14 protein-coding genes are annotated in these 16,377 nt (G+C 48.3%); 7 read left to right on the forward strand and 7 right to left on the reverse strand.

What is annotated here, in order from left to right; all coding sequences use genetic code 11:
• Positions 1-4 precede the first annotated feature (4 nt).
• Positions 5-379, forward strand: a complete 375-nt coding sequence (locus ACP26N_RS05090) for a hypothetical protein (RefSeq protein WP_131973156.1) — start codon at positions 5-7, stop codon at positions 377-379.
• Between the two features lie 62 nt (positions 380-441).
• Here ACP26N_RS05090 and ACP26N_RS05095 read toward each other — a convergent pair whose 3' ends face one another.
• Positions 442-1,254, reverse strand: a complete 813-nt coding sequence (locus ACP26N_RS05095; RefSeq protein ID WP_114596296.1) for an SDR family NAD(P)-dependent oxidoreductase — start codon at positions 1,252-1,254, stop codon at positions 442-444.
• A gap of 156 nt (positions 1,255-1,410) precedes the next feature.
• On the opposite strand from ACP26N_RS05095, the gene ACP26N_RS05100 reads away from it, so the two are divergent.
• Complete coding sequence (locus ACP26N_RS05100; protein ID WP_131503082.1) at positions 1,411-2,871, forward strand: MDR family MFS transporter; 1,461 nt, start codon at positions 1,411-1,413, stop codon at positions 2,869-2,871.
• 54 nt (positions 2,872-2,925) lie between these two features.
• On the opposite strand, the gene ACP26N_RS05105 is transcribed toward ACP26N_RS05100, so the two are convergent.
• Positions 2,926-3,819 carry a DMT family transporter gene (locus ACP26N_RS05105; RefSeq protein WP_131503081.1) on the reverse strand — a complete coding sequence of 298 codons (894 nt, stop codon included), beginning with the start codon at positions 3,817-3,819 and terminating at the stop codon, positions 2,926-2,928.
• Between the two features lie 43 nt (positions 3,820-3,862).
• On the opposite strand from ACP26N_RS05105, the gene ACP26N_RS05110 reads away from it, so the two are divergent.
• The 5 genes from ACP26N_RS05110 to ACP26N_RS05130 all read left to right on the forward strand — a co-directional run bounded on the left by ACP26N_RS05110 (position 3,863) and on the right by ACP26N_RS05130 (position 11,105).
• A complete protein-coding gene (locus ACP26N_RS05110) occupies positions 3,863-5,980 on the forward strand; it encodes a DNA topoisomerase III (RefSeq protein WP_426354939.1) in 2,118 nt (705 codons plus the stop codon).
• Complete coding sequence (locus tag ACP26N_RS05115) at positions 5,980-6,396, forward strand: hypothetical protein (protein WP_131503079.1); 417 nt, start codon at positions 5,980-5,982, stop codon at positions 6,394-6,396. Before ACP26N_RS05110 ends, ACP26N_RS05115 begins: the two co-directional genes overlap by 1 nt.
• A 69-nt stretch (positions 6,397-6,465) precedes the next feature.
• On the forward strand, positions 6,466-6,999 hold the full coding sequence (locus tag ACP26N_RS05120; protein ID WP_426354941.1) for a hypothetical protein: 534 nt from the start codon (positions 6,466-6,468) through the stop codon (positions 6,997-6,999).
• A gap of 228 nt (positions 7,000-7,227) precedes the next feature.
• Positions 7,228-9,798 carry a HAMP domain-containing sensor histidine kinase gene (locus ACP26N_RS05125; protein WP_131503077.1) on the forward strand — a complete coding sequence of 857 codons (2,571 nt, stop codon included), beginning with the start codon at positions 7,228-7,230 and terminating at the stop codon, positions 9,796-9,798.
• A gap of 239 nt (positions 9,799-10,037) precedes the next feature.
• The gene (locus ACP26N_RS05130) at positions 10,038-11,105 is read left to right on the forward strand and encodes an MFS transporter (protein ID WP_426354944.1); all 1,068 of its coding nucleotides are present in this window, start codon (positions 10,038-10,040) and stop codon (positions 11,103-11,105) included.
• Positions 11,106-11,165: 60 nt separating this feature from the next.
• On the opposite strand, the gene ACP26N_RS05135 is transcribed toward ACP26N_RS05130, so the two are convergent.
• The 5 genes from ACP26N_RS05135 to ACP26N_RS05155 form a co-directional block, all read right to left on the reverse strand.
• Positions 11,166-12,344 (reverse strand): MFS transporter, encoded by a 1,179-nt coding sequence (locus tag ACP26N_RS05135; RefSeq protein WP_131503075.1) that lies wholly within the window; start codon positions 12,342-12,344, stop codon positions 11,166-11,168.
• A 146-nt stretch (positions 12,345-12,490) separates the two neighbouring features.
• Entirely contained in the window at positions 12,491-13,621 is a 1,131-nt protein-coding gene (locus ACP26N_RS05140; protein WP_131503073.1) for an ABC transporter permease, read from the reverse strand.
• Positions 13,621-14,322 carry an ATP-binding cassette domain-containing protein gene (locus tag ACP26N_RS05145; protein ID WP_131503072.1) on the reverse strand — a complete coding sequence of 234 codons (702 nt, stop codon included), beginning with the start codon at positions 14,320-14,322 and terminating at the stop codon, positions 13,621-13,623. Before ACP26N_RS05145 ends, ACP26N_RS05140 begins: the two co-directional genes overlap by 1 nt.
• Positions 14,323-14,337: 15 nt before the next feature.
• Positions 14,338-14,934, reverse strand: a complete 597-nt coding sequence (locus ACP26N_RS05150; protein WP_426354946.1) for an MFS transporter — start codon at positions 14,932-14,934, stop codon at positions 14,338-14,340.
• A gap of 10 nt (positions 14,935-14,944) precedes the next feature.
• Positions 14,945-16,372, reverse strand: a complete 1,428-nt coding sequence (locus tag ACP26N_RS05155; protein WP_426354948.1) for an FAD-binding protein — start codon at positions 16,370-16,372, stop codon at positions 14,945-14,947.
• Between the last annotated feature and the right edge of the window lie 5 nt (positions 16,373-16,377).

The following is a 16,377-nucleotide window of genomic DNA, read 5'->3' on the forward strand; positions in this document are numbered from 1 at the left end:
CGTGATGCTTAGTTCGCCGCTGTCCATAACGTATCTCGTCGGGTTGTTACTTATTGCGGGTTTGGGTCTGGCATTTGGAAGTATCTTATTGTTGAAGGGAACGGTTCGGGGGCGTTATGCAGGATTTTATTTACTGGCAGCAGCCATTTTCCCCGGAGCGATGCTGATTACTTCCGTCGAAGGCGGACTGGTCGGACATCTCTTTTTTGAGAAAGAATTGTTCCTGTCGATTGTCGCCTGGTTGTTAGTCCTGTCGAGTGGTTACCTCGTCATGGTGACGGGCGCTGTCACGCTTCGGTACGTGTACCGTTATACCTCTATTCCGAAAAACGTTCAAAAATGGATGACGGACCATTTTCATCGTCCGAAACCAAATTAAACGAAACAAGACGTCCATCGCTTTCCGGAAAGGAAAGGATGGACGTCTTTTCTGTGTTCGGATTAGTTGGAAACAGCGAATTCTTCGACCGGTGTCTCTTGTTGTTGCTGATCCGGATTTTGAATTCGTCCAGTCACTTCCGTTAGGAGACGGCGGGGCAACAGTTTAGCGAACGTCACCATGGCGCGGTTACTTGCTCCCGGTACGACGACACGTTTTCCTTTTAACGTTCCCCGGTATCCGGCAAAGGCGACGAGGTGAGACGGCATGCTTTTAAAAGGTAATGTGATTTGGGCACGATCAAAGAAGTTCGTATCCGTTGGTCCCGGGCAAAGGCAGGTGACCGTGACACCTGAACCGTCGAGCTCGGAAGCGAGTGCTTCGGACAACGATAAGACATACGCTTTAGTGGCATAGTAGACGCTCATATACGGTCCCGGCATGAAGGCGGCAACAGAGGCAACGTTCAGGATACGGCCGAATCCGCGATCAAGCATGCCCGGTACTAAACGTTTTGTCAGTTCCGTCAAGGCGACGACGTTGACGTGAATCGAATTTAAATCTTCTGACGGATCGATTTCCGCGAAACGGCCTGATGTCGCAAAGCCGGCATTGTTGAACAATAAATCAACCGTCAGTTCATGTTCCTCGAGGAAACTGAGCACACGGGAGACGCTGTCTGCTTGTGAGAGATCGACAGCGAATGTGTACGCCTTGATTTGGTAACGTTTTTCAAGAACATGTTTCAGCTCGGTCAGTTTCTTTTCGTTGCGGGCAATCAACACACAATCAAACCCGTCGCGTGCCGCCAATACGGCCAAATCAAGACCGATCCCACCGGAAGCACCTGTAATCAAAGCAGTTTTTCGTAACATGTCATACTCCTCCATTCAATTGATGACTCATTCTCTAATCTTTATCATTCCCTATTGTTCCCTTGATTCCTGCTTGATAAGCATCTCCTTTTAGAAGTCCGGTCATTCACTGTATGATAAGAGAATGGTACAAACACAGAAAGCGAGCTGAGTGTCTTGAGGAAAAATGTCACGATTGCCTTATTATTAGCTACATTTTTGGCAGCGATTGAAGGAACGATTGTTGCGACGGCAACGCCCGTCATGGCGAGTGAGTTAAACGGTGCTAAACTCGTCAGTTGGATTTTTGCCGGATTCTTACTGTTCATGGCGGTATCGACACCGATTTACGGAAAGATGGCAGATTTGTACGGAAGAAAACGAGTCCTGTTGTTTGGAATCGGAGTTTTCACGGTCGCATCGCTTGCGTGTGGACTGGCGCAAACGATGGAAACGCTGATTCTGTTCCGTGCCGCGCAAGGAATTGGGGCCGGAGCCGTCCTGCCGATTGCGATGACGATCATCGGGGATTTGTATACATACGAGGAACGTGGGAAAATCCAAGGCGTTTTAAGTGCAGTTTGGGGAATCTCCGGTGTTGCCGGTCCGCTGGTCGGCGGGTTTTTAGTCGAGACGTTATCATGGCGCTATATCTTTTTGTTGAATGTTCCGTTTGCTTTGATTTCCTTTATTATGATTGTCCTGTTTTATAAAGAAAATGTTACCGAAACGTCACGTAAGATTGATTACCGGGGAGCGATTTTATTTGCGACCGGGATGAGTGCCTTACTGTACGGGTTACTTTCGGGAAGTGAAACTGAATCCTTTGCCGAACCGCTGATTTTAATCAGTTTTGCGGTCAGTCTGGTCCTGTTGTTTTGGTTTTACCGGGTCGAGAAAAAAGCAGCTGACCCATTATTGCCACCTGCGGTCATCCGTCACCCCGTCATTCTCGTCATCAATCTGGCCGTCTTCTTTTCTGCCTGGGTACTTGTCTCGATGTCGGCATATATCCCGATTTTTGCGCAAGGCGTTCTCGGGAAAAGTCCGACCGAAGCCGGCTTCATGCTGATGCCGTTATCGTTGTTTTGGACACTGACGGCAATCGTTGGCGGACGTACGATTGGCATCGCCTCACCACGCTACCGGACGATGACCGGAATGGGATTACTCGTCATCGGAATGGCAATTTTAATCGGAATCGGACGGGAATCAAGTGACGTTTTCATTTATTTGGCTGTTTCGTTGATTGGAATCGGTTTTGGACTGGCGCAACCGGTCTTCATGGTTGTCTTGCAGACATCGGTCGACTGGTCACTCCGTGGATCGGCGACTGCCGTCAACTCATTTTTGAGTACGACCGGTCAAACGCTTGGTGTGGCGATCTTCGGGACGTTATTTAACGTCTCGATCATCCAGGCCTTTTCCGACTCAAAACTATTGAACGGCTATTCGATTGATCCGTTTTTTCAATCCGGTACCGCATCGCGTTATGGAACGGATGTTCAGACAGCAGCGGAGCAGGCACTGGCAAATGGGTTGCATCTCGTCTTCATTGGCGGACTTATCTGCGCCATCCTCGCCTTTTTCATGACATTCCGTCTGCCGAAAGTCCGTCCGGAAGATCCGACGAATTAAAAAATACCAGTCAGACAATCTTCTAACAGAAGACTGCTGACTGGTATTTATTTTTTATTCCGCCGTCGTCGCGGCATTTTGTTTGGCGAATTGTTCCCGGATATCCCGTTCATTCCGCCGGAGGAACAGACCGATTCCGATGAGAAGTAAGGCGGCACCGGTAATTTGAATCCAAGTCAACGATTCCTGGAACAGGAAATAACCGAAAATCATGCCCCAGACGGCTTCACCGAGAATCGTAATGCTGACGATACTGGCACTGACACGCGACAAGGCCCAGTTAAACAGGTTGTGACCAAGCAGCGTCGGGAAGACAGCGAGTAAAATATAGATGCGCCAATCGATTTGGAAAGAAGCGACCAGATTGACGGACTGAATGAGCGAGAACAGTAACAAGACGACGGAAGACACGGCATAGACACCGAACGAATACGTATTCGTCGAGACACTCGTCCGGACGTGCTGACCGAGCAGCCAGTAACCGGCGACAAGGATCGTCGCGAGCAGGGCCAGTCCGTCTCCGATCAGCGCTCTTGGACCGACCGCGATATCACCATAAGCGACAAGTCCGCCGCCGAGCAACGCGACACCGACGAAAAAGAGGGCTTTTCGTGACGGGTGTTGTTTAAAGAAGACAGCGTTCCCGATCAAAACGAAAATCGGACTCGCGGTTACGAAGAGCGTCGAGCTGGCAACTGTCGTATAATCAAGGGACAGGAACCACAGCCAAAAATGACCGGCTAAGAGAATTCCGCTTAAAATCATATGTCGGATTGTCGTTGAACTGAGACTAAGTAATTCTTTCAGATGAATCAACGGTAACAGCAAGAGCGTCGAAAACAACATCCGGAAAAAAGCGACGGCTTCGATCGGGGTTTCGGCCCATTTAACAAAAATTGCAGATGTCGAGATAAAAAAGAGAGCCATGAATAAAGTGAAATAGGGCATGTTAACCTCCGCGTGTCTGAAGTAAGGAAAAGAGGGTGAATCAATGCAATTAATCATTGCGGAAAAACCGAAACAAGCTGAAAAACTGGCAGCACCGTATCCATCGGTCAAACGGGACGGATATATTGAAATCAAACCATGTGACCGGTTTCCGGCAGGAGCGAAACTGGCGTATGCCGTCGGACATTTATGTGAGCTGCAGGAACCGGCGCATTATGACGCCAAATGGAAACGATGGAACTATGATCATCTTCCGATTATTCCGGAACGGTTTGACTACCGGTTATCCCGCGGAAAAAGCAAAGCGTTCCAAGTCATCAAGAAATTACTGAACGAACGGACGACGACTTCCATCATTATAGCATCGGATGCCGAGCGAGAGGGAGAGGCAATCGTCCGATTGATTCTCCGGCTGGCGAACAATGCGAAACCGATTCAACGTCTTTGGATTTCCAGTCTGACACCGCAGGCCGTCGATCACGGTTTTGCTCATCTACTGGATGGTAAGGAAACCGAAAATCTGTTTCATGAAGCGATGAGCCGTGCCTGTGCCGATTGGTTGATCGGGATGAATGCTTCCCGTGCCTATACGACGCTGCTCAAGAAAAAAGGCATCGTTGACGTCTTTTCACTGGGGCGGGTCCAGACGCCGACATTATCCTTGATCGTCGAACGGGAAAAGCAGATTGAGAATTTCCGTCCGGAAACGTTTTTTGAAGTCGAGGCGGACTTTACCCGGTATAAAGGGAAGTACATCAATGCTAAAAAACAAACGAAGCTTACAGAACGGAGCCTCGCAGAAGCAATTGTCGCCCGAACAACAGGAAACGGTACCGTAGCAGCGGTCGAAAAGACGGAACAAGTCGAAAAACCGCCGTTCTGGTTCAGTTTGTCATTGTTGCAAACGGAAGCGAGCCGGCGTTTCGGACTCGGCGCAAAGGAAACGCTTGATATTGCGCAAAAACTGTATATCCGGGGCTGGATCAGTTATCCGCGGACGGATTCATCCTTTGTCTCAAAAGATGAAGCCGGTCAGTTCCCGACGATTTTAAAACGACTTCTGAAACAGCCGGAGTATACCGAACTGACGGATATCGTGACGAACAACATTACGAACAATAAACGGTACGTCAATTCAGCGAAGGTCAGCGATCATTATGCGATCATCCCGACGGAAGAAGCGGGAGCTGTTGCGAAACTGACAGGACGTGATGCACAAGTCTACGATTTGATCGTCCGTCGTTTCCTGGCGGCGTTTGCCCCGGATGCCCGGTCGGAAAAAACGGAAATCATCACGGAACGGGAACAGGACCGCTTCATCACAAAAGGCAGCCGGTCGCTTGAGTTAGGATTCAAGAAAGTCTTGAAGGTTGAAGCGAAAGAGCAGGAACTGCCGGCACTTGAAATCGGACAAAAGATGCCGATTAAAAGCGCGAAGTTACTCGAGAAACAAACGGAACCGCCAAAACGCTACACGGAAGGAACTTTGATTCTCGGGATGAAAACGGCCGGAAAAGTGCTTGAAAATGAACTTCAAGCCATCATGAAGGAAATCGAGGGACTGGGAACGGAGGCGACCCGAGCCGGTATCATTGACGGGTTGAAACGACGTGAATACATTCAAGTGAAGAAAAAAGAACTGCATCCGACAGCGAAAGGCCGGATTCTGATTGAAGCTGTCAGCGGAAGTATTCTCGCCTCGCCGGAGATGACGGCGAAATGGGAAAGCCGGCTCGACCAAATCGGGAAGGGTGAGGCTTCAGCGGCCCAGTTCGTTGATCAAGCGAAGAAGCTATCGCAACATTTAGTCCAGGATGCGAAAACACGGGTCGAACAATTGGAAGTCGATCCGACCCAGGTACCGGCAAAACGGGCGCGGGGCGCAACGAACCGACCGGTTGGCATCTGTCCGGTCTGTCAGGCAGAGTTGCTCGATCGGGGCAAGTTTTACGGGTGTAGTGCCTATCAGAAGAACAATTGCGGGTTTACCCTGCCGAAGACGATTCTCGGGGCGCGCCTGACACAAACCGAACTGAAAAAAATGCTCGCGAACGGCAAAACAAAGCCGCTTGAGATGAAAAAAAACGGTCGGACCTTCCAGGCGATGCTGTATTTGGAACAACACCAATTGAAATTTGAGTTTGTGAAGGGAGAAGCTTGATGCATTACGATTTGATGGAAAATAGAACCTTTATACCGATGTTTGAACAATTTTTAAAAGAAGGGACAAAACTGACGGTCTGGTTTCCGAACGAAGTGACGATTGGACAAGCGGATGCCTTGATCGAAGAAGCGGAGGAATTATTCGGAGTGACGGCAGAAGTCATCGATGATCCCCAATCGTTTGGGAAATCATTATTGTTACCGTATTTGACGGAACGGGAAACCCGGGAAGACGATTTCGTCCGCTATGAAACGGTCATGACGGAAGAAGTGAAGGCCATCTTACGGGAAATCACCTTACCGATGATGGCGGACGGTGACTTTGCCGTCCTGTATTCTTACCGGATTGATGCCCCGAACGGTTTTTTGTTTGTTGAAGATTGGTTTAATGCGGAAGTTTCCTTAGAAACTTAACAAAAAACGGAAACCCTTCTTGTTCGTGTTGCGTAAAAGTAACTATCACACGAAACGAGGAGGGTTTGTATGTCGTTATCAGGAATCGCTTCATTGCTTAACGGCAACCGACTGTTGCTGTACATCGAAGGTGACGGCTTTTTTTCCGGAATGCCGGTTTTTATGATGCTTTTTTTTGGGATCATCGTATGTATTTTCGTAATCGGTCTGTTTTCGATGATCACACAGGGGGCCTCGACACACAGTCTGACCCAGTCGCTTCGTCACCACGCGTCGGAACTCGTGACACCATCGCAAGACGGTGCCGAACGATATCTTGACTATCTCCGTTCGTTGCCGTCGTTTCCAGTCGAAAAAACGAATCTGGAGCCGTTCCGGTTGGCGAAAGGAATTGCATCGTTGATTCATCAGACGGATCAAGTGCAGGCGACGACGAAACAAGCTGTTTCGGCCCAATATGCGCGGCTTGGCATTTTGGACGGGGATCCACTTGCAGATGAAGAACCTGTCCGGCGTCATTCGAGTATGCATCATCATCATGATCATCATCAGATGTATGTCAATCAACAAAATACAGAGATTACGAACCATTCTAATTTTTAAATGGCTGTCCGTTCCGTCTATCGGAGCGGGCTTTTTTTGTAAAAATCTCCAAATGAACGAAATTTTCTCCTGTTTTGTGACATCTGTTTGTAACATACAACCGTTTAGATTAAAGTTAGATGAAAAGTGGTCTTTTTTGAGCATATTTAGTGGTTTTGCTTAAAAAAGCTTTAGAATGAGGTTTAGAAACGATTAATTTAAGTTTTTACAGTAGAGGGGGATGAATAGATGAAGTCATGGCTTAATCGAACGATTGGACGCCAAATTATGTCTGCCTTCTATATGATTATATTGACACTCGTGCTGACCTCAGCCGGCGTTTATTTTTATACGAAAAGTCAGGTTCAGACATCACGTCAGGAACTGCTGACATTAAACGATCATCGGACACGCGCGACGAACTTATATGAATCATGGCAAAGTCTTCAGTATGAAATGCGCGGATTCGTCTTATTAGGCGATGAAGCAATGCTGGAAGAAATTGAACGTAAAAAAACGAACATCAATCAACAAACAACGTGGTTTGAGAAAAATGCCCGTTTTAAAGAAGAAAAACAGTATGCAAAAGATGCCCGATCGCTTTATACGGCGTATACGCAACGCGTCATGCCGAGTCTGACGAACTACGTCGCTGCTAAAAAAGACGGGGACGTAACCGAACCGTTCTTGCAGATGGCAACGCTCGGAAAAGTCACGAAAGCACCGACACTCGATCCAAAACGGAAGTTCAATATCAAAACGAAAAGTGCAGCGGATATGAGTTCAAGCATCGTCGATATGGAAACAGTATTCACGAAGTACCGCAACTCATTAAACAAACAAGAGCTCGCGGCGCAAGAAAAGCTGGGAAAACAGGTTAACGCTTCACAGGTGCTGGGGTTCATTAATTTGGCTGTTCTCCTGCTGATCATTGCGTTGCTTGTCCGTCCATTTGTCTCGCGTTTGACCGGACAATTGCGTCAGTTGAATCGGGAAAGCAGCCGTCTCGCACAAGGCGAGGATGCGACACCAATCAAAGTTGTGAATCCACAGGATGAAGTCGGTGAATTAACGACAACTTTCAATCAGATGGCAGCATCGATTTCTTCCCAAAAGATGCAACTCGTTTCAAGTAACGATGAGTTGCAAAGTCAGCAGGAAGAACTCGTCGCGCAGCAAGAAGAATTACAGATGCAGCAAGAAGAACTCGAGGAAGCACTTGATATTACATTGCGGAACGAAACCCATCTGCGATACCGCAATGAATTGACGGAAACACTCGCTTCCCGTGAAACATTGACGGCTTACCCCGCAATCATTGAAAAATTAATTACGATCACCGATGCCGAGCTTGGTGCCATCGTCTTCCTTGACGACGACCGTTATACGGATATCGTGTCGTATGGGATGACACCGGATCAGGAACATCAGTTGTTACACTCTTCGATTTCGTTACTTGAACGGGCACGGATGCACAAACATGCCGTACGTTCGACGAAACAAGTGACGAGTGATCATCCGCTGCCTTACCCGTACAGCATGTATGAAACGGTGGTTCCTGTCATGGATCCGTCAACTAACACGATGATTGCCAGCATTTATCTAGTCCGTTATCGGGATCAGTTCAATGAAGATCAAACGGAAGAAATCTGGTCGTTCTCGCGTCAACTGGCCTTGTCATTGCTTCGGATGCGGGTCTTTGATGAGATTGAGCGGGAACGCGAGAAAACATCGAAACTGTTGCATTCGATCCGTGAAGCTGTCATTTATATCGAAGGCGACAAGATTTTTGCCAATAAACCATTGCTTGCTTTGTTCCATCATCCGTCTCACGATCAATTTGATGAGGGATTGATGACGCTCGATGTCAAGATTGAAGAATTGGCCGTCCAGGTCGATCAACATGAAGCGTTCCTCGAATATATGAGTCGGGTCTGTCGTCATGAGATTCCGACTGAAGGCTTGTCCTTATCCTTAAACAAAGAGGAACGGTTCGTTCAAGTGTACGCGGAAGGAATTCAGTACGGCGGCCGTTTCCGCGGAACGATGCTCGTACTGCGGGATGTGACGATTGAGACCGGTATCGACCGGATGAAGTCGGAGTTCGTCTCGACGGTGTCTCATGAGTTGCGGACGCCGCTTGCGTCAATCTTCGGGTATACCGAGCTGATGCTGGCGAAAGACTTACCGGTCGATCGTCAACAGCGGTATTTGACGACGATTCATTCGGAGACACAGCGTCTGACGAGTCTCGTCAACGACTTCCTGGATGTTCAGCGGATGGAATCGAGTCAGCAACACTATCAGTTCGAAAAACTCGATCTTGGAAACTTGATTCAGGAAGTCGCGGAATTTCATGCCGGTTCAACGAGCAACCATCAACTGACGCTTGAAACCGGGGATCAGCCGCTTCGTTGGATTGAAGCGGACGAACCGAAAATGCGGCAGTTGTTTGGGAATTTAATTAATAATGCCATCAAGTATTCACCGGATGGCGGGGAGATTGAGCTTAAGCTCGAAGCATTGGATGACCGGTTACGGATTCAGGTTATCGATGAAGGAATCGGGATTCCGCAACACGCGTTGCCTGAACTGTTTAGTAAGTTTTACCGGGTCGATAATTCAGACAGTCGGAAAATTGGCGGTACCGGTCTCGGCCTCGCGATTTGTCAGGAAATCGTCCGTGCCCACGAGGGTTTGATCCATGTGGAATCAACAGAAGGACGCGGCTCGATCTTTACGATCGAATTGCCGTTCGTGCAGGTGAGTTCACTTGAAACAATTACTGGAATGGAACATGCGAAAGACCATAAAAGATAAGCAGACTGAAACAGAAGCAGACAACGGACTATCCGTCGTCTGCTTTTTTGTGTAATCCGATTCGGAAGAAACAGAAACGGGAAAAGTAAAAAACAGGGTGCGTGATATCATTCAAAAAGGAGGAATTCACCATGAAAAATATACGGCCGCCTTGTTAAGTTCGACTTCGCCGGAATATCCGTCTGCTGTACCTGATTCGCTTTTTGACAGCCTGTCTGCCCGCGTATGTCATCGAGCGCTTGTTTTGGGAACAACGTGGAATGACGGTGGAGGACGTCGTGTATGCTGAAATCGTATTTGCGTTGACGATGGTTGTTCTCGAAGTGCCGTTTGGTCTGGTCGCTGACCGGTTGGGACGAAAAATCAGCTTCGTAACGGGTGTGCTGTTTGAAACATTATCGTTTTGGATATTGCTTCAGGCATATGAACTGTCGTCCTTTTTACTTGCCATGGTGCTGGCCGGAATCGGAAGTGCTGCTGTCAGCGGAGCGGAAGAGGCCTTGATTTACGAAACGATGAAGCAACTTTTACAAAAGGAACGTTTTGAGAAAACGATTAGCCGTCTGAATGCGACAAGTCTTGCAGCAGCCGGTGTTGCAGCGCTGATTGGAGCTTGGCTTGCGACATCGTATGAGCTGACAGTGCATTATGAACTCTCTCTTGGCTGTTTGATGCTGGCTTTCTTCGCCAGTTGCCTGTTGATTGAACCGGACACGTCCGGACGAACAGTGGTTCCTGTTACGCGTCGCGACCGGTGTCGGTGGCAGGTATTTCCTTCTTTTGCCCGGATTACGTTGCTCAGCATTTCATTTGGTACGACGATCACTTTCTTGGATGAGTTTTGGCAATTGTATGTCCGGGATCGAGAAATTGCGGTCTCCTGGTTTGGCACGATTTTGATTGGACTGATGGTTGCCCAAGCACTCGGTAATCTTTTGCCGAAACCGAACCGTCCGTTTGTTCCTCTCAGCGTTCTCTTGCTCGTGTATGCTGGCGGATTCATATTACTTTCCCTGATCGATAGTCCATGGTCGGTGCTTGTCTTATTTGGTTTGTTTCTAATTTATGGCTGGTCCGAACCGGTCCTGACAACGTGGTTGCAGGGCAATTTGACAGATGACTCGCGGGCGACAGGGAGCTCGATGGTCTCGATGCTTGAGAGCCTTGTGACAATCGGCGTTGGACTGGGTTTCGGACAAATTAGTCAAGACGCCGGTCTCGACGGAGCCTATTTCTATCTCGGACTCGTCTGTGGAGCAATCGGGGCAGGACTCTTGATACGATATCGAAAAAGTCGAAATGTGTAAGGAAAAAGAAGTATTTCCGGTATGAAGTTCGGAAATACTTCTTTTTGGTTATGTCTTGTCTTATGAAACACGCTGTTTATCCTGCACTGAAACAGTATGGCGCAAACGTCGGGCGGAAGGGAACATCAGCAGGGCGACCGCGGCCGCAATCCAGTAGACCGTCTCGATGCTTAACCGGTCTGCAAGCAGTCCGAATAACAAACTGCCGAGACAAAAGCTGAGCGTATATACTGTTTGTTGCATGCTGTAGACATACGGCAAACGGGCGGAAGGCGTCGCTTCCTGTAAACGTGTATTGAGCTCGATTGCCCGTAGTTGGCTCGAGGCCCCTTGCAACACACAGGCGACAATCGCAAAGACCACATGCGGTGCGAACGCAAACAAGACGGTTGCTCCGACCGATAATGCGACACTAAGCGTTAACAGGGAGGCGGACTTGGTCCGGCGGAGCATGTAATAACTACCACCGATCATGCTGAGCAGATAAAACGCATTTAAGATGCCCCACCAGCTGTCAGACACATGAAGATGCGTGTCGATATAGACGAGGAACAACGCTGAAATCCAAGCCGTACTGGCAAAGGCATCGATGCCGAGCAACGTTGTATTCAAGCGGGCCGGCTCAGTCGTCCACGTATAGCGGAAGCTAGAGCGGAACGACGGTGTTTCCTGCGTTTCTTGGACAGGATCCGCGAGTTCACGGACTTGATGACGAAACAAAGCAGTCCAAATGCTCGCTAGGACAAACAGGAAAAACGAAATCGTCAGGACCAGATCGGGGGAACCGAGACTGACAAAAATCGCGCCAAGCGGCCACATGACGAGTTGGACGACTTGATTTGTTCCCTGGACCAGACTGTTAGCTTTTTGAAGGTTGTCTGTGATCCGCGGCAGGAAAGCACTCTCAAGCGGCCGGGCAAACCCGTCTAGAAAGGCAATCCAGACGACGCATCCTAACAGATAACCGAACGGTAAATCAAGAAACACAATCAGACCGAGGCTGATCGTTTTTAAAAGCTGACCGTATAACAAGAGCGAAGCATGACGAAACCGTCTTGCGACATCGGCAAAGAAAAATCCACTGAGCGTCATGCCTGCCGTCACGGCAACCGGGAATAGGGCGGCAGTACTTGCTTGTCCGGTCTGAGCGTACAGGGTAGCAATGAGAGCGACGATGTAGAGCGCGTCTCCCGCATTTGCTACCCACTGGCTGACCAGTAAAGTTGTAAATCGGTTCATCTATAAAACCTCCACATCGTTCGTATTTAGTTAGTGGGTAGGTAATCTAGATGGATTTACATTGGTCGGCCTCATTTCGCTTTTTTTTGATTGTATAAGGAAAAAAATGGATTGTCAATGGAGTCCGGGAAATGAAGTCGATGTTCTTAGACCGGGCGTTGTTTTTTGAGAGCCCGCATATTGAGTGCGACGAACAGGAGGACAAAACCTGCCAATACGACAAGATCGAGCCAAATGTCTTGAAGCCCGTAGCCCCGAGTCATGATATTTTGCAGAGCATGCGCGGCATAAGTCAATGGCATCAACCGGTTAATGATTTCGACCCATACGGGCGCATCACCCAAATCAAACAACCCGCTGAAGAAAATCTGGGGCACGATTGCTAACGGAATGAACTGGATCAGTTGAAATTCAGTCCGGGAAAAACTCGACAGCAGTAAACCAAGCGACAAGGCGACACTTGCCGTCAGGAGATTGACGAACAAAAGTAAGAAGTAGTTTCCCTGTTGCGTCACGTCAAGCACGTTGACGATGAATAACTGAATAAGAATCGTCTGGATCGTGACGAATAAAAAGAAACCGACAAAATAACCGAAGACGATACTCGAGCGTTTGAGCGGCGTCGCAAGCGTCCGTTCGAGTGTACCGCTCGACCGCTCCCGTAAAAAGCTGACACCGGCAATGATGAAGACAAATAGGAAGATGAAAAAGCCCATTAAGGCAGGAGCGATTTGATCAAATAATTCAGCATCCGGATTGCCGTATAAAAATTGGATGTCGGGTTTGGTAAGAGTGGGTGATGCAGGCTGCGGCGTATCGAATGTTTGATTCGTTAATTGCGTCAATTGTTGTTGCAACTGTTGAACGGTTGCCGAGAGTTTCGTGTTGGCTGTGAGTGCTTGTTTTCCTTGAATCGTGATCAAGGTTTCTTGAATGAGTTGGAGCGCTGCTGCGTTTTTTGAAATGTCGCCGCCTTCAATTAAAATTTTCGGCTGATTCTTTTGAAAGGTGATCAAGGCATCAATCTGTCGATCCTTCATGGCAGTGATACCAGCCGCTTTGCTTGAAAAGGTGCGGATGTCTGTTTTGGTTTTCAGTGTATCTTGAAAGGTCACCGGTAAATCGACCGTACCGATTGTCACATCGTCCGAGCTCGAACCGAGAATCGTCGACAGTAAGAACAGAACAAATAAGGGAGCGAGAAACATCATGGCAATCGTCCGTTTATCCCGAAAAATTTGTGAAATGACACGTTCCGCTACCGTCAGAATTTGCATTATACTCGCTCCTTTTGAATGAAAGCTTCATCGATGGAACCAAAACGTTGAATCAAATCATTGGGGGTACCGGCTTCGATTAGACGACCATGTTGGATCAACAATAACCGGTCGCACCGCTCAGCTTCATCCATGACATGTGTCGTGACGAGTACCGTTACACCGGACTGGCGCAGTTGTTCAAACTCATGCCAAAATGTTTTCTTAAGCGCGGGATCAATCCCGACCGTCGGTTCATCGAGCAACAGAAGACTCGGTTCGTGGATCAAGGCGATGGCCAGACTGAGTCGTCGTTTCATTCCACCGGAAAATTGATGGATCGGACGATCGGCATCTTTCTTCAAATCGACGAATTCAAGGACGGTTTCGATACGCGCTCGAAGACGTGCTTTTTTTAAACCGTATAGTTTTCCGAAATATCGCAGATTTCCGCGCGCCGTTAAGTCTTCATAAAGCGCATCCGACTGTGCCATGTAGCCGATGTTCTCCGCTTGGGCGAGCGAGGGTTGTTTGGTGCCGAGAACCATGATCGTCCCGGTCGTTGGTTGTTGCAGACCAATCAACGACTTGATTAAAGTCGTTTTTCCGGAACCGCTCGGACCAATTAAACCGACAATTTCACCTTGACCAATTGAAAACTGGACATCGGTCAAGACCGTGCGTTTCCCGAACGTTTGGGAGTAATGGGTTACGTCAATCATACGATCACATCCCTTCTACTTCTTTATACCCGCTTCGACACCCGATGATGAATCTTCCGTATGTTTTTTTCCTGAACGTGGACGGTCCCACAGTAAACGCAACGTTACATAAAAATAGACGGCAGAGATGATGTAAAACAGACTGCCGATCGTTAAAAAATCAATCAGATAACCGGCAGCTATGATTCCAAGTGCCGACCATAAGGACGTATTGAAATGATAGCGGCCGATTGTCCGGCCAACCGTCGTTAAGGCAAGTTCCTGCCGGGCAAGGATTGTTTTTTCCGTGTTCTTTTGCAACGCACCAAGTATCCCCATGATGATTTGAATCAGGTAGACGTGGCTAATGGACGTCACAATCGGTACGTACAATAAAACCAGTGCCATGCCAAACGTGTGGGTGACAAGCAATGAGCGGTCGCCGAACCGGTCACTCAGACGACCGATTCCGAGGTAAGCGAACGCTGAAGTCAGCGTGAAAAGACCGTAGGCAAGACCGAACTGGGCATAGGAATCTCCAATTTGCCGGACAAGCAATAAATAAAACGGGAAAATGATACTGCTGCTCATTAAAATCATGCTTTGAATACGAACAAAAAGTGAATAGTTCATCATCGTCTCCTTACTTAAAATAGTCGAGATAAAATTGGTTCATGAAAAGGCCATCGGGATCCTGCTTTTGTTTGGCTTCTTTAAAAGTAGCAGCATTCGGATAGGCGTCATGGAACTGCTTGCGTGTTGCGAACGGATAGTACGGCAGGTAGTAACTGCCCTGATGTGCGAGTGTCGCATCAATCAACTTTTGGACAATCCGTTTCGTTTCGTTGATTGATATCGGATCCGTTTCCGTATTGATCAGCCAGACGAGGGCAAACATATCCTGTTTCGCATAGGACAAGGCAGCTGTTTCATCCTGCTCGACATACCGGATCGTGATATTCAAGACATTCAGTTCCTCGGCTGTCAAAATCGACCGCAATTGATCGATGTAGGAAACAAACGAATCAACCGGCACGAAGTATTCCTGGAGTAATTCGGTTCGACCGGGACTCGTATATTCCATAAACGCACTGTCGGAACGCATGACATTGTTACGGGATTCGAACGTTCCACTCTGCTTCAGGAAATACGATTTCTGAAATGACCAAAGCTGATTTTTTCCGAAGTCGCTGTACCGGGAGATGCCGAGTAATGCTTTCGGCAAAGCGATGATGGTTTCTTGCTTGAGCGGTTCCTCTTCAATCGGAGTTGTCCGCTCTGTTTTACGATAGTTCGTGACATACATGTCTTTGAAAAATCCGTCCGGCGCGACAGAAATACGTCCGATGTGCATACGGACGTCATCGTCACCGAGGACATGTTGCCGGAAATAAGCCGGATAATCCTGATAATTCAAGGCGACAGTCTGCTCGGCGTACCATTCATCGTTTGTCAGTTTCAAAGTAACGTCCAAAATGATACCGAAGAGACCATATCCGCCGGGGACCAGGCGGAATAAATCCGCATGTTCCGTCCGGCTGACGTTGACGACGGAACCGTCCGCTTGCAACAGCCGAAACGAATCGACCGTATCAAACAGGGAACCGTAACGGATATCCCGGCCGTGGACATTGACGCTGAGTGCGCCGCCTACTGTAAAGATATTCTGCGACTGCATGACTTGAATTGCTAGACCGTCCGGCTGAATCCGGTCTTGAATTTCACCCCAGGTGGCGCCGCTTTGGACGGTAATCCGTTTCGTTCTGGGAGTATAATCTAGAATCTGATCGTACTTGGTCATATCAAGGACTGTCGTGTCCGGCAGGTATGTCTGCCCGCCTTGACTGTGTTGCATACCGGCAATCGACACCGTCTCCTGGCGTTGTTTTGCTTGCTCAATCCAGGACTTCAGGTCATCCGTCGAAGTTGCCGACCGAATCTGTTTGACACGGGTCGGGAGTAAGTTTGACTGATCGGAACTGTTCAGGACCGGGTGTTGATAAGTCCAAATGGAAAAACTAAAAACCGTCACATAAATTACAATGACGGCACCAATGATTATTCGCTTCATACATC

It is taken from the genome of Exiguobacterium sp. R-39, assembly GCF_049942815.1.
Taxonomy (GTDB): domain Bacteria; phylum Bacillota; class Bacilli; order Exiguobacteriales; family Exiguobacteriaceae; genus Exiguobacterium_A.

What these genes read in the sequence shown, in the direction of transcription:
- ACP26N_RS05110 (WP_426354939.1), top strand. Translation starts at nt 3,863, where the DNA reads ATGCAATTAATCATTGCGGAAAAACCGAAACAAGCTGAAAAACTGGCA.
- ACP26N_RS05125 (WP_131503077.1), top strand. Translation starts at nt 7,228, where the DNA reads ATGAAGTCATGGCTTAATCGAACGATTGGACGCCAAATTATGTCTGCC.
- ACP26N_RS05120 (WP_426354941.1), top strand. Translation starts at nt 6,466, where the DNA reads ATGTCGTTATCAGGAATCGCTTCATTGCTTAACGGCAACCGACTGTTG.
- ACP26N_RS05135 (WP_131503075.1), bottom strand. Translation starts at nt 12,344, where the DNA reads ATGAACCGATTTACAACTTTACTGGTCAGCCAGTGGGTAGCAAATGCG.
- ACP26N_RS05155 (WP_426354948.1), bottom strand. Translation starts at nt 16,372, where the DNA reads ATGAAGCGAATAATCATTGGTGCCGTCATTGTAATTTATGTGACGGTT.
- ACP26N_RS05090 (WP_131973156.1), top strand. Translation starts at nt 5, where the DNA reads ATGCTTAGTTCGCCGCTGTCCATAACGTATCTCGTCGGGTTGTTACTT.
- ACP26N_RS05150 (WP_426354946.1), bottom strand. Translation starts at nt 14,934, where the DNA reads ATGAACTATTCACTTTTTGTTCGTATTCAAAGCATGATTTTAATGAGC.
- ACP26N_RS05105 (WP_131503081.1), bottom strand. Translation starts at nt 3,819, where the DNA reads ATGCCCTATTTCACTTTATTCATGGCTCTCTTTTTTATCTCGACATCT.
- ACP26N_RS05145 (WP_131503072.1), bottom strand. Translation starts at nt 14,322, where the DNA reads ATGATTGACGTAACCCATTACTCCCAAACGTTCGGGAAACGCACGGTC.
- ACP26N_RS05095 (WP_114596296.1), bottom strand. Translation starts at nt 1,254, where the DNA reads ATGTTACGAAAAACTGCTTTGATTACAGGTGCTTCCGGTGGGATCGGT.
- ACP26N_RS05115 (WP_131503079.1), top strand. Translation starts at nt 5,980, where the DNA reads ATGCATTACGATTTGATGGAAAATAGAACCTTTATACCGATGTTTGAA.
- ACP26N_RS05140 (WP_131503073.1), bottom strand. Translation starts at nt 13,621, where the DNA reads ATGCAAATTCTGACGGTAGCGGAACGTGTCATTTCACAAATTTTTCGG.